The sequence below is a fragment of the Desulfatiglans sp. genome (genome assembly GCA_012513605.1).
Lineage (GTDB): Bacteria > Desulfobacterota > DSM-4660 > Desulfatiglandales > HGW-15 > JAAZBV01.
The window spans coordinates 1-13,461 of record JAAZBV010000035.1 but is presented as its reverse complement, the minus strand read 5'-3'; the positions used below and the strand labels follow the sequence as shown (position 1 = coordinate 13,461).

Below are 13,461 nucleotides of genomic sequence, written 5' to 3'. Positions count from 1 at the left end.
GGAGATAATGTGGCGATGGTTGGGGCACTGATAACCCCGATAGCAATGGAGAAGGAACTTCGCTTTGCTATTCGTGAGGGAGGCCGCACAGTAGGTGCCGGCGTTGTCAGCGAAATCATCGAATAGCGGTTTAATAATCTACCTGGATGTTTTATCAAGGGAGAAGAGGTAAATGAGAGATATAATTACACTTTCCTGTGAGCGGTGCAAAAACAGGAATTATACGACAACGAAAAATAAAAAGAAGACGCCAGACAAGCTGAATTTTAAAAAATATTGTGCGTTTTGCAGGTCTCATACAAATCATAAGGAGACAAAATAGTATTAATGGCATTTAGATAGCCTGTAACAAGTAATGCCGGGTCTGTTTTTTTGCTTTAAATAACGGCTGACATTTCTTGTTTCAGATAATGGATGCAGGCCAGTAGCTCTAACGGCTAGAGCACCGGACTCCAAATCCGGGTGATGGGGGTTCGAATCCCTCCTGGCCTGCCATTAATATTTCAATGCAAGGGTACATATTAAATAAAGGTGGATTAGATAAACTAATCAAAATTTAAAATTACAATAAAAGAAAATAACATGGCCGATCATAATTCGAAATCAGTTACTTCTACCGATGATAATACAAAGGTAAAAAAAAGGAACCAGCAGATGCCTGAAAAAAGGGACTCAGACATTAAAATAAAAAAACAGGCAGAAAAGATAAATATTGTCACGATCACAAGCCAGTTTTTAAAAGATGCAAAAACCGAGTTTAAAAAGGTTAAATGGCCTACAAGGAAAGAACTGATAGCATCCACAACAATAGTTATCATTCTTGTTATAATTGCGGCAATTTATCTTAGTCTGGTAGATTTCGGCCTGATGAGTGTTATAAATAAAATAGTAGGTTAATTTCAGAGAAATAATATGAACGAAGAAAAAAATGTTGGTTTAAAATGGTACATTGTTCATACCTATTCAGGATTTGAGAATAAAGTAAAACTGAATCTTGAGGAAAGGGTTAAGGCTCTGAAACAGGAAAGCTATTTCGGAAAGGTCCTTGTGCCGACAGAACAGGTTGTCGAGTTAAAAAAAGGTCAGAAAAAGACATCCACAAGGAAGTTTTATCCCGGCTATATTATGGTACAGATGGTGCTTAACAAGGATACCTGGCATACAGTCAGGAATACTGCTAAGGTGACGGGTTTTCTTGGTGGCGGAAGTGAACCATATCCTGTCCCCGACAGTGAAGCTGAAAGGATCATCCTCCAGATGGAGGAGGGTATTACAAAACCAAAACCGAGATACTCTTTTGAGGAAGGTGATGAAATAAGGGTAGTTGATGGACCTTTTAGCAATTTTCAGGGAACGGTAGAAGAAGTCAAACCGGATAAGGAAAAGCTGAGGGTATTAATAACAATATTCGGACGTGCAACCCCGGTTGAATTGGATTTTATACAAGTTAATAAGATATAAGAGGATTCTAATGGCCAAGAAAATAATAGGAAGTGTAAAACTGCAGGTTAAAGGAGGTCAGGCAAACCCCTCTCCTCCTATCGGCCCCGCTCTTGGGCAGCATGGTGTAAATATAGCCGAATTCTGTAAGGCATTTAATGCCAGGACACAGGATAAAATGGGGACAGTTATTCCTGTAATAATCACAATTTACGCTGACAGGACATTCTCATTCATTACTAAAACTCCACCGGCATCGGTATTGCTGAAGCAGGCTGCAAAGATTGCCAAGGGCTCTGGGGTTCCTAATAGAGAAAAGGTTGGCGAAGTTACACAAAAACAGGTTGAAGAGATTGCCAAAACAAAGTTTGAAGATTTAAACGCATATAATATGGCAGGTGCGGTAAAAATTATTGAAGGTACTGCCAGAAGCATGGGGCTTAAGGTAACTCAATAGTTATTGATGATTTATTATCAATTAAAATTTGTATATCAGAGAGAAATAAAATGCCTAGAAGAGGAAAAAAATATAAATCGGTAGTAGTAAATATAGAAAGACTTAACAGATATAACTTTTCCGACGCCATTAAGCTTATGCTTGATTGTCATGTCGCCAAATTTGATGAGACAGTTGATATTGCAGTAAGATTAGGTGTTGACCCAAGACACGCAGATCAGATGGTTAGAGGAACTGTAGCCCTTCCCCATGGAGTTGGCAAGACAGTAAGGGTACTCGTTTTTGCAAAAGGTGAAAAGGAGAAAGAGGCCCTTGATGCAGGCGCCGACTATGCAGGATCAGATGAATTTGTAGAGAAGATACAGGGCGGATGGCTTGATTTTGATAAGACTATTGCTACTCCTGATATAATGGGTACTGTAAGTAAGCTTGGACGCGTCTTAGGTCCAAGAGGTATGATGCCGAATGCCAAACTGGGGACTGTTACCTTTGATGTGGGCAAGGCTGTTCAGGAGATTAAAGCCGGCAAAATAGAGTTCAAGGTGGAAAAGGCCGGTATTGTTCATGCCCCGATGGGGAAAGTTTCATTTGGGCCTGAAAAACTTACTGATAACGTAAGCGCATTTATGGATACCATTCTCAGACTCAAACCCCCGGCAAGTAAAGGTACATATCTAAGAAGTATTGCCATATCAACAACAATGGGACCTGGAATAAAAATTGATCCACTTTTCACAAAGGAGTTATTCAACAGGCAATAGCTTTTTATTAAAAGCAAAAGATGAATAAAAATTAGGGTCATTCATTTAAGGCAATTCCATTAAGCCTTTTGCCATATGAAATGAGCCGGAATTTGAATGATTATATAGTCAAAGACAGCGGGTGCAGTGAAATCGCTTAAAATTGCCTGCTCAGACTATGCTATTGGCTTCTCTCCTAACAGCATACCCCTGTTTTTGACAAAACTTTAATGTCAGGACAGGAGGAGGTGATAATACTTGGATAAGGATAAGAAAAAGGTTTTCATCGATGAGATGAAAGAAAGGCTTGAAAAGGCCAAGGCAACATTTGTTGTCGATTATCAGGGTCTCGACGTAGGATCAATGGACAAGATCAGAAATGAACTCAGAAAGATCGATGCTGAATTTTACGTTGTAAAGAACAGGCTTCTAAGAATTGCAAGCAAGGGTACCGGGTCTGAATCAATCGCTGATAAATTTGTTGGGCCATGCGCCGTAGCCATTAGCTACTCAGACGTTGTTGCACCGGCAAAGGTTCTAGTTGATATGGACAGAGAGCTTAACAAGCTGGATCTGAAGTTCGGACAGATATCCGGTAAAATGATGGATCTGGATGGAATAAAAAGGCTTGCAAAACTCCCGGGCAGGGAACAGCTTCTGGCTCAGGTCCTGTCTGCAATGCAGGCTGTACCAACTTCATTTGTCAGGGTTACAAATGGTGTTCTTGTTAATCTGATGAATGCATTAAAGGCAATCGAAACCGCTAAAGCTGAAGGCAAGCAGGTTCCGCAAACAAATTAAAATACTAAAAAAATATTAGGAGGATATATATACAATGGCCAATATCACAAAGAATGATGTAGTAGATTTTATAGCAAACATGACAGTGCTTGAGCTTTCTGAATTCGTAAAAGAACTTGAAGAAAAGTTTGGTGTAAGCGCTGCCGCACCTGTGGCGATGGTAGCAGCTGCTCCCGTAGAGCAGGCCGCTGCTGCTGTTGAACAGACAGAGTTTAACGTAATCCTGACAGCAACAGGTGACCAGAAGATACAGGTTATCAAGGAAGTTCGTGCAATCACAGGATTGGGCCTTAAGGAAGCAAAGGCACTTGTTGACGGCGTTCCTGCCCCTGTTAAAGAGGCTATTCCCATGGATGAAGCAGAAGGCATCAAGAAACAGCTTGAAGCTGCCGGTGCCAGCGTAGAAATAAAGTAGTATTATTATCTGATCTCCTGATGGAACTTTAAGAAGTCTCCGGATGGAAATAAGACGTAATTTGTAGCATTTTTTAATAGAATACAGGTTTTAATAACAAAAACAGGGAGATCCCATGAAAGAGATGAATGGTGTGAGGCGTCGTGTAAGAAGGAATTTCGGTAAAATAGGAAAGACTATTGATATTCCGAATCTTATTGAAGTACAGAAGCACTCATATGAACGTTTTTTACAAATGGATGTTAAACCTGAGGATCGCGAAGATACAGGCCTTCAGAGTCCTTTTAAAAGCGTATTCCCTATTCAGGATTTCAGTAATACATCATCACTGGAATTTGTAAAATACTCTTTCGAACCTGCCAAATATGATGAAACAGAATGCCTCAGCAAGGGGATGACCTATGAAGCCCCTCTGAGGCTGACTGCGCGTTTACTTGTTTTTGATACAGATTCTGAAAGCGGGACTAAAAGTATTAGGGATATCAAAGAGCAGGAGATATATTTTGGGACTATCCCCATGATGACCCGGAGAGGGACATTCATCATTAATGGCACTGAAAGGGTCATAGTAAGCCAGCTTCACAGGTCTCCCGGTGTGTTTTTCGATCATGACAAGGGAAAGACACACAGCAGTGGCAAATTATTATACTCAGCCAGAATCATACCCCTCAGGGGATCATGGCTTGATTTTGAATTTGATCCCAAAGATCTGCTTCATGTCAGGATAGACAGACGCAGAAAATTCCCAGCCACAACATTTCTGAAGGCCCTTGGCTATTCAACACGGGAGCTGCTCCTTGAATTTTATGATACTGAAAAGATATATATCAGTGAGGAGGGCTGTTTCAGAGACATAAATTTTGATAACCTTTACAGAAAAAGGCTTACAAAGGATGTTACTGCGCCCAATTCTAAAAAGATAATTGCCAGAATTGGTGAAAAATTTACCAAACGTCTTCACAAGATGCTTGAGACCGCAGGAGTGGAAAAGCTCCCTATAAATGTTGAAGATGTTGAAGGAAGAATACTTATTGACGACCTGATTGACCAGGAAACAGGTGAGGTGTTGGTTGCGCGTAATCAGGCAATCACCGCTCAGAATATCGAATTACTCTTGCAAAAAGGGATAAAAGAGGTTGAATGCCTTGTGCTTGATTCTCCTAATGCCAGCCCGACTATCCATGACACCATGCTCCTGGATAAAATTGACAATGCTGAAGAGGCAAAGCTTGAAATATACAGGAAAATGAGGCCAAGCAGCCCGCCTACACAGGAGGTTGCAAACAATTTCTTTAATAATCTATTTTTTAATATAACCTCCTTTGATCTTTCCACAGTCGGCAGGCTGAAACTGAATCACAGGTTGAATTTTGAAGATGTGCCTAATGACTTAAGGACACTGAGAAAAGAGGATATCATTGTTATTGTTAAGGAACTCATCAGGCTTAAAAATACAGAAGCATCTGTTGATGACATAGATAACCTGGGTAACAGACGAGTAAGGGCAGTTGGAGAGTTACTGGAAAATCAGTACAGGATTGGTTTAGTCAGGATGGAACGGGCAATAAAGGAGAGGATGAGCCTTCAGGAGGTTGAAACTTTAATGCCCCACGATCTGATAAATTCCAAGCCTGTTTCTGCTGTTGTAAAGGAGTTTTTTGGAACAAGTCAGCTTTCACAGTTTATGGATCAGACAAATCCTCTTTCTGAGGTTACCCATAAAAGGAGACTTAGCGCCCTTGGACCAGGTGGGCTTACACGGGAGAGGGCAGGGTTTGAGGTTCGCGACGTACATCCGACACATTATGGACGTATCTGCCCGATCGAGACACCTGAAGGTCCGAACATAGGCCTGATAGTATCCTTGAGCACATTCGCCAGGGTTAATGAATATGGTTTTATTGAAACACCATACAGGCATGTTGAGAATGGGAAAGTAACAAAGGAAATATCCTATCTCTCGGCCCTTGATGAACGGAATTATCCAATTGCCCAGGCAAATGCCCCTCTAAACAGTAAAGGGGAATTTGTAAACAATGAGGCCGCAGTCAGGATCGAAGGAGAGGCAATGCGCGCTCCTGTTGAGGAAATCAGGTATATGGACGTTTCACCTGACCAGCTTGTTAGTGTCTCTGCCAGTCTTATTCCTTTTCTGGAGCATGACGATGCAAACAGGGCTCTTATGGGTTCCAACATGCAACGTCAGGGTGTGCCACTTTTAAAGGCAAAGGCACCGCTGGTAGGTACCGGCATTGAAGGTGTTGTGGCCAAGGACTCGGGTGTAACGGTTGTTGCCCAGCATGACGGCATAATTGAGGATGTTGATTCATCAAGGATTGTTATCAGATCAACAGCCAATGAAGAAAAGGACGAAGAGGTTGAGATCCATAAACTGGTAAAATACCAGCGATCAAATCAGAACACTTGTTATAACCAGAGGCCTATTATTAAACAGGGTGATCTTGTAACAAAGGGACAGATAATTGCTGACGGCCCGGCTACTGAGATGGGAGAGCTTGCGCTCGGTCAGAATGTTATGGTCGCATTCATGTCCTGGGGCGGTTATAATTTTGAAGACTCAATTATTGTAAGCGAACGTGTTGTCAAGGAAGATATTTACACATCCATTCATATTGAAGAATTTGAGGTGGTTTCACGGGATACAAAGCTCGGCAAGGAAGAAATAACAAAAGATATACCCAATGTCGGTGAAGAGGCCCTTAAAAACCTTGATGATAGCGGTATTATCAAGATTGGAGCAGAGGTAAAAGTCGGAGATATCCTTGTAGGCAAAATTACTCCTAAAGGTGAAACACAGCTTTCGCCAGAAGAAAAACTTCTAAGGGCAATATTCGGTGACAAGGCAGGGGATGTAAAGGATACCTCCTTGAGGGTTCCACCGGGAGTTGAAGGGACTGTTATTGACGCAAAGGTCTTTTCCAGAAGGGGTGTTGACAAGGATAAACGCAGCCAGGTTATTGAAAAGAGGGAGATCGCAAAGCTTGAGAAAGACCGGTCTGATGAGATTGAGATAGTTGAAAAGAGCGTCAAAAACAGGCTGAAAGAGCTTCTTAACGGGGTCGCTCTTAAGACCAATCTGAAGGATAAGAAATCAGGTAAGACTCTTTTAAGCACCAAAAAGGAGATAATGCCTGACATTATAGATGAACTTCCTGTAACTGCATGGTCAGGGGCGGATATAAAGGCCTCAATGGATCTCATAGACAAGGTTGAAGCTGTTATTGAAAAATTCAATGCTAGGGTTGAGCATGTAAACAGCATTCTTGAGGACAGGATGGATAAGCTCAGCATGGGTGATGAGCTCGCCCCTGGTGTTATAAAAATGGTAAAGGTCTATATCGCTGTAAAAAGGAAATTATCTGTGGGCGATAAAATGGCAGGTCGACATGGAAACAAGGGTGTTCTTTCACGCATCCTTCCTGTAGAGGATATGCCCTATTTTGCTGATGGCACCCCTGTTGATATAATCCTGAATCCGCTTGGAGTTCCATCAAGAATGAATGTCGGGCAGGTGCTCGAAGCTCACTTAGGCTGGGCTTCAAGGGCCCTTGGCAGACAGATAGCCAGCGTGCTGGATAATGAAGAAGGAATTGATACTCTTAAAAAGACACTGAAAAACATATACTCTGCAAAAGAATATACCCAGTATTTCAAGGATATGACTGATGCTGATCTTGTCTCCTCTTCAAGCCTTCTGAGAGATGGCGTTCATATGGCCTCACCTGTTTTTGACGGCGTTGAAGAGAATGAGATCCAAAAATGCCTTGAAAAGGCAGGATTGCCTGTAACTGGTCAATCCATCCTTTATGACGGCAGAACCGGTGAGGCATTTGAACAGCCGGTAACAGTAGGTATCATGTATATCCTGAAACTGCATCACCTGGTTGATGATAAGATTCATGCGCGTTCTATCGGACCCTATTCACTTGTTACCCAGCAACCTCTGGGAGGCAAGGCACAGTTTGGTGGTCAGAGGCTTGGTGAGATGGAGGTCTGGGCAATGGAGGCATATGGCGCTGCCTATTCATTGCAGGAGTTTCTTACAGTAAAATCGGATGACGTCGCAGGCCGTACACGCATGTACGAACGGATTGTAAAGGGAAATAATATCCTGGAGTCAGGGTTGCCGGAATCCTTTAAGGTACTTATAAAGGAATTGCTGAGTCTGGGTCTTGAATTCCAGCTTCTTGAAGATGTTAACAGCTGATCATAATAATGGTTTTAAATGAGCAATTTTAATACAGTAATAATCGAAAATGTTTTTAATATAGGAGGAGACATTGGAAGAACTATATAACTTCTTTACGAAGCCAAAGGATCCATCAAGTTATCATGCTGTAAGGATCTCACTGTCATCCCCTGAAATGATCCTTGAACGATCTTATGGAGAGGTCAAGAAGCCTGAGACTATCAATTATCGTACTTTCAAACCGGAAAGGGACGGTCTTTTCTGTTCAAAGATATTCGGCCCAATAAAGGATTATGAATGTAACTGCGGCAAATACAAGAGGATGAAACACCGTGGTATTATATGCGAAAAGTGCGGTGTTGAGGTAATTCAGTCCAAGGTGCGCAGAGAGCGCATGGGCCATATAAGGCTTGCCTCTCCGGTTGCTCATATATGGTTTTTAAAATGCCTTCCCTCCAAAATCGGTAACCTTCTGGATCTCACCTTGAAAGATCTGGAAAGGGTGCTCTATTTTGAAAATTTTATTATCATCGACCCCAGAGATACCCCTCTTGTCAGAGGTTCTCTTTTAAATGACGAACAGCTTTATAAGGCAAAAGAGGATTACAGTGACAGGTTTGAATATGGTATTGGGGCTGAAGCGATCCAGAAAATGCTTATGGCCCTGAACCTTGATGAGCTGTCAGTAACCCTGAGAGAGGAAATGATAACTACCAGGTCTGAGGCAAAAAGGAAAAAACTTACAAAACGTCTCAAGGTTATTGATGCCTTTAAGGAATCCCAAAACAGGCCTGAATGGACAGTAATGAGTGTTATTCCTGTTCTTCCACCGGATCTCAGACCTCTGGTACCCCTTGATGGTGGCAGGTTTGCCACATCTGATCTTAATGATCTTTACCGCAGGGTAATAAATAGAAACAACAGACTCAAAAGGCTCTTAGAACTGAATGCCCCGGATATCATTGTTCGCAATGAAAAGAGGATGCTTCAGGAGGCAGTTGATGTGCTTTTTGATAATGGAAGAAGGGGAAAGGTTGTTACAGGGGCCAATAAAAGGCCTTTCAAATCACTAAGCGATATGCTTAAAGGTAAACAGGGACGCTTCAGGCAGAACCTGCTTGGAAAACGCGTCGACTATTCTGGCCGTTCAGTCATTGTTGTTGGCCCTGATCTCAGGCTGCATCAGTGCGGTCTTCCGAAAAAGATGGCGCTGGAACTCTTCAAACCGTTTATCTATAACAAGCTTGACGAAAAGGGTTTTGCCACAACAATAAAGTCTGCAAAGAAGATGGTTGAAAGGGAAACCCCTGAAGTTTGGGATGCCCTTGATGATGTTGTCAAGGAATACTGCATTCTCCTGAACCGTGCACCAACACTTCACAGGCTTGGTATCCAGGCATTTGAACCGATACTGGTTGAGGGAAAGGCCATTCAGCTTCATCCGCTTGTTTGTACAGCTTTTAACGCTGACTTTGACGGTGACCAGATGGCAGTCCATGTGCCGCTTTCTATTGAGGCACAGGTGGAGGCAAGGGTACTGATGATGTCAACCAATAACATCCTTTCGCCAGCTGACGGAACTCCGATTATCGTCCCGAGCCAGGATATAGTTCTCGGCATCTACTACATGACAAGAGACAGGGTCTACAGTAAGGGTGAAGGCATGATCTTTGCCAATGCTGATGAAGTCAGGATGGCTTACGATGCAAAGGCCCTTGCATTGCATGCCAAGATAAAGGTAAGAATCAACGAAAAGATTGAGGAGACAACAACGGGAAGGGTATTGTTGAGTGAAATACTTCCTGAAGATCTGCCATTCTCACTCATAAACCAGGTCATGACAAAGAAGAAGCTTATAAACCTGATTAATGAGTGTTACAGGAGGTCTGGAATAAAATCTACTGTTATTCTTTCTGACAGGCTCAAGGATATGGGGTATAAATATAGCACCATATCAGGGACATCCATAAGCATAAAGGATGTTACAATCCCATCCAAGAAAGGTGCCATAATTGAAGAGGCTGAAAAGGAAATCAAAAAGATTGAAGACCAGTACAAAGGAGGTTTGATAACAAACGGTGAGAAAATAAACAAAGCCGTTGATATCTGGACCCAGGCAAATGACCAGATAACATCAGAAATGATGACTGAAATGGGAATTGAAGATGTAACAGCCCCCGACGGGAGTATTAAAAAGACAGAAAGCTTCAATTCAATCTATATGATGTCAGATTCCGGATCAAGGGGAAGCAAGGATCAGATGAGGCAGCTCGCCGGTATGAGAGGTCTTATGGTTAAACCCTCCGGCGAAATTATTGAGACCCCTATCACCTCAAATTTCAGGGAAGGTTTGACCGTTCTCCAGTATTTTATATCTACTCACGGCGCCAGGAAAGGTCTTGCTGATACAGCGCTTAAAACCGCCAACTCAGGTTATCTTACACGAAGGCTGGTTGATGTTGCACAGGATGCTGTTATCACCATGGAAGACTGCGGCACGGTTGATGGCATCTGGGTAACACCCCTCATGGAGGGTGGTGAAATCATCCAGAGGGTTGGTGAAAGGGTGCTTGGAAGGGTCGTGCTGGAGGATGTATATGACCCGATTACCAATGAACTCCTTATACCCGCCAATGTGCTGATTGATGAGGCAAAGGTTAAACTAATTGAAGATGCCGGTCTTGAAAAGGTACTGATCCGTTCTGTGCTTACATGTCAGGCAAAGGATGGTGTCTGTAAAAAATGTTATGGTCGTGATCTTGCGCACGGGCATGAAGTAAATATAGGCGAGGCAGTAGGAATTATTGCCGCCCAGTCCATAGGTGAACCTGGTACCCAGCTTACCATGAGAACCTTCCATATCGGCGGTACAGCCAGCAAGAGGGTTGAGCAGACGACTATACAGGCAAGGAATGAAGGCAAGGTAAGCTTTATTGATCTTAAGACAGTAAAGAACGCTGAAGGCAGCCATATTGTCATGAATAGAAACGGTGAGATATCGGTTATCAGTGCAGGCGGTCGTGAAATAGAGAGATATCCTGTAACTTACGGTGCAATACTGAAGGTAAAGGACGGCCAGACAATTAAAGCAAGCCAAATACTTGCAGAATGGGACCCCTATACCATCCCGATCCTGACAGAGGTTGAAGGAACTGTTAAGTTTGGCGATGTTCTGGACGGGGAAACCATGCAGGAAAAGCGGGATAATGTAACAGGAAGGATCAGCCGTTTTATTATTGAATCAAGACAGGGTGAACTTCGTCCAAGAATATCAATAAAAGATGCTGATAATAAAACCGCCAATCTGCCCGGTTCGACAAAGGGGCAAGCACGTTATCATTTGCCAATAGGCGCTATAATAATGGTAAATGAGGGAGATGCTGTTAAGGCAGGCTCTGTTCTTGCAAGGATACCAAGGGAAACTACCAAGACAAAGGATATTACAGGTGGTCTCCCGCGGGTTGCAGAGCTGTTTGAGGTAAGAAAACCCAAAGAAAACGCTATCCTAAGTGAAATAGACGGCACTGTCTCATTCGGACAGTACAGTAAAGGAAGAAGAAGGGTCATAATCACGCCTGAAACAGGTGAACCGGTTGATTATTTTATTACAAAGGGAAAGCATGTCAGTGTTCTTGAAGGTGATTATGTAAGGGCTGGTGAACCCCTCATGGATGGTTCTGCTAATCCTCATGATATTTTGAAGATCAGAGGGCTTAAGGAGCTAGCAAAATACCTGGTAAACGAGGTTCAGGAGGTTTACAGACTTCAGGGTGTTTCTATAAATGATAAACACATAGAGGTGATAGTAAAACAGATGTTGCGCCAGGTCACAGTCAAGGATGTCGGCTCTTCAGGGTTTTTACTCGGCGAGCAGGTTGAAAAGTGGAAGTTTGAAGAGGAAAACAGCAGTATTATTGAAAAAGGTGGCGCACCGGCAACAGCTGAGCCGCTTCTCCTTGGAATTACAAAGGCATCTTTGAGTACTGAAAGTTTTATTTCGGCGGCATCTTTCCAGGAGACAACAAAGGTACTGTCGGATGCAAGTATTGCAGGTAAAGTTGACCGTCTGAAGGGTCTAAAGGAAAATGTTATTATGGGTAGGTTAATCCCTGCTGGAACAGGTATAAAAGAATACAGGGATCTGGATATAACTGTATCAAATAACTAGGAAAAATCGTAGTTGTATTGTTGGTCGGAAAAAACAAGAAAATATTCCGATTAAATTAAAAAAATAAATAAAAATTGCTTGACAATCTTTGATAATGTCAATAAAAAGAATGATTTTTTGATTTAAGTATTTTGATGTTTCTCATGAATTGATTGAATCGAGCAGAAGGAAGGGCAAAAGATAGTATGCCGACTATAAACCAGTTAATTAGAAAAGGACGAAAGCAGTCCAGGAAAAAGGTAAAGACCCCTGCACTTGGCGCATGCCCTCAGAAAAGAGGGGTATGTGTAAGGGTTTATACTTCAACTCCCAAGAAACCTAATTCAGCTTTAAGAAAAGTAGCCAGGGTAAGATTGACGAATGGCATTGAAGTGACCTCCTATATACCTGGTGTGGGCCATAATCTCCAGGAACACTCGGTTGTTTTGATACGTGGTGGCCGCGTTAAAGACCTTCCTGGTGTCCGCTATCATATCTTAAGGGGTACTATGGATACCTCAGGAGTGGAAGATAGAAGACAGGGCCGTTCAAAGTACGGCGCTAAAAAGCCCAAAGCGATTTAATCTACAGGAGTAATTATGCCAAGAAAAAGGTTGATAGTAAAAAGGGAAATTACCTTTGATCCGAAATACAAGAGCGCGCTTTTAGCAAAGTTTATCAACTGTATGATGGAAAAGGGCAAAAAAAGCCTTTCTCAGTCAATACTTTATGAGTCATTTGATATTATACAGGGAAAGACACAGGAAGATCCCTTATCCGTATTTCAGAAGGCTATTAATAATGTAAAGCCTCTGGTAGAAGTCAGGTCAAGAAGGGTTGGTGGTTCAACTTATCAGGTGCCCACAGAAGTAAGAGCAAATAGAAGCCAGGCACTTGGTATCAGGTGGCTGCTTACCTTTTCAAGAGCCAGGGGAGAGAAAAGTATGCCTGCAAAACTTGCCGGTGAACTGATGGATGCAGCTCAAAAAAAAGGTGCAGCGATCAAAAAGAAGGAAGATACCCATCGAATGGCCGAGGCCAACAAGGCCTTTGCTCATTATCGCTGGTAATTGTTTGAAATATGCGAATAGAAACTGATAGATATAATAATTTTTTTCATTATTGCTTATAAAGGGGGATAGCGATGTCTAAACAGAAATTTGAAAGGACTAAGCCACACGTAAACGTTGGGACGATAGGTCATATAGACCATGGAAAGACGACACTTACGGCTGCAATAACGAAACTTCT

Annotated in this window: 13 protein-coding genes and 1 tRNA gene; all 14 read left to right on the top strand. The window is 42.4% G+C overall.

Annotation, left to right across the window (positions count from 1 at the left end; all coding sequences use genetic code 11):
- Positions 1-126 (top strand): elongation factor Tu (gene tuf / locus GX654_04680; GenBank protein NLD36146.1); only part of this gene is annotated, 126 nt, incomplete at its 5' end.
- A gap of 46 nt (positions 127-172) precedes the next feature.
- Positions 173-322: a 50S ribosomal protein L33 gene (gene rpmG, locus GX654_04675; protein ID NLD36145.1), complete on the top strand. Its 150-nt coding sequence runs from the start codon at positions 173-175 to the stop codon at positions 320-322.
- Between the two features lie 96 nt (positions 323-418).
- Positions 419-495, top strand: a tRNA-Trp gene (locus tag GX654_04670).
- 159 nt (positions 496-654) lie between these two features.
- Complete coding sequence (gene secE, locus GX654_04665; protein ID NLD36144.1) at positions 655-897, top strand: preprotein translocase subunit SecE; 243 nt, start codon at positions 655-657, stop codon at positions 895-897.
- A gap of 15 nt (positions 898-912) precedes the next feature.
- Positions 913-1,461, top strand: coding sequence for a transcription termination/antitermination protein NusG (gene nusG, locus GX654_04660; GenBank protein ID NLD36143.1), 549 nt, complete (start codon positions 913-915; stop codon positions 1,459-1,461).
- Between the two features lie 10 nt (positions 1,462-1,471).
- Positions 1,472-1,897, top strand: a complete 426-nt coding sequence (gene rplK / locus GX654_04655; GenBank protein ID NLD36142.1) for a 50S ribosomal protein L11 — start codon at positions 1,472-1,474, stop codon at positions 1,895-1,897.
- Between the two features lie 50 nt (positions 1,898-1,947).
- The gene (locus GX654_04650) at positions 1,948-2,658 is read left to right on the top strand and encodes a 50S ribosomal protein L1 (protein ID NLD36141.1); all 711 of its coding nucleotides are present in this window, start codon (positions 1,948-1,950) and stop codon (positions 2,656-2,658) included.
- A 237-nt stretch (positions 2,659-2,895) separates the two neighbouring features.
- A complete protein-coding gene (locus GX654_04645) occupies positions 2,896-3,438 on the top strand; it encodes a 50S ribosomal protein L10 (GenBank protein NLD36140.1) in 543 nt (180 codons plus the stop codon).
- Positions 3,439-3,472: 34 nt separating this feature from the next.
- Complete coding sequence (gene rplL / locus GX654_04640) at positions 3,473-3,853, top strand: 50S ribosomal protein L7/L12 (protein ID NLD36139.1); 381 nt, start codon at positions 3,473-3,475, stop codon at positions 3,851-3,853.
- 115 nt (positions 3,854-3,968) lie between these two features.
- Complete coding sequence (rpoB, locus tag GX654_04635) at positions 3,969-8,081, top strand: DNA-directed RNA polymerase subunit beta (GenBank protein NLD36138.1); 4,113 nt, start codon at positions 3,969-3,971, stop codon at positions 8,079-8,081.
- 73 nt (positions 8,082-8,154) lie between these two features.
- Positions 8,155-12,231 carry a DNA-directed RNA polymerase subunit beta' gene (gene rpoC / locus GX654_04630; protein ID NLD36137.1) on the top strand — a complete coding sequence of 1,359 codons (4,077 nt, stop codon included), beginning with the start codon at positions 8,155-8,157 and terminating at the stop codon, positions 12,229-12,231.
- A 185-nt stretch (positions 12,232-12,416) separates the two neighbouring features.
- Complete coding sequence (locus GX654_04625; protein ID NLD36136.1) at positions 12,417-12,794, top strand: 30S ribosomal protein S12; 378 nt, start codon at positions 12,417-12,419, stop codon at positions 12,792-12,794.
- 15 nt (positions 12,795-12,809) lie between these two features.
- Positions 12,810-13,280: a 30S ribosomal protein S7 gene (gene rpsG, locus GX654_04620; GenBank protein ID NLD36135.1), complete on the top strand. Its 471-nt coding sequence runs from the start codon at positions 12,810-12,812 to the stop codon at positions 13,278-13,280.
- Positions 13,281-13,354: 74 nt separating this feature from the next.
- Positions 13,355-13,461: hypothetical protein (locus tag GX654_04615; protein ID NLD36134.1), on the top strand; the 107-nt coding region annotated here is incomplete at its 3' end.

Coding starts and splice junctions, on each gene's coding strand:
- rpmG (NLD36145.1), top strand. CDS start 173: ATGAGAGATATAATTACACTTTCCTGTGAGCGGTGCAAAAACAGGAAT.
- rpoB (NLD36138.1), top strand. CDS start 3,969: ATGAAAGAGATGAATGGTGTGAGGCGTCGTGTAAGAAGGAATTTCGGT.
- GX654_04650 (NLD36141.1), top strand. CDS start 1,948: ATGCCTAGAAGAGGAAAAAAATATAAATCGGTAGTAGTAAATATAGAA.
- nusG (NLD36143.1), top strand. CDS start 913: ATGAACGAAGAAAAAAATGTTGGTTTAAAATGGTACATTGTTCATACC.
- secE (NLD36144.1), top strand. CDS start 655: ATGCCTGAAAAAAGGGACTCAGACATTAAAATAAAAAAACAGGCAGAA.
- GX654_04625 (NLD36136.1), top strand. CDS start 12,417: ATGCCGACTATAAACCAGTTAATTAGAAAAGGACGAAAGCAGTCCAGG.
- rplL (NLD36139.1), top strand. CDS start 3,473: ATGGCCAATATCACAAAGAATGATGTAGTAGATTTTATAGCAAACATG.
- rpsG (NLD36135.1), top strand. CDS start 12,810: ATGCCAAGAAAAAGGTTGATAGTAAAAAGGGAAATTACCTTTGATCCG.
- rplK (NLD36142.1), top strand. CDS start 1,472: ATGGCCAAGAAAATAATAGGAAGTGTAAAACTGCAGGTTAAAGGAGGT.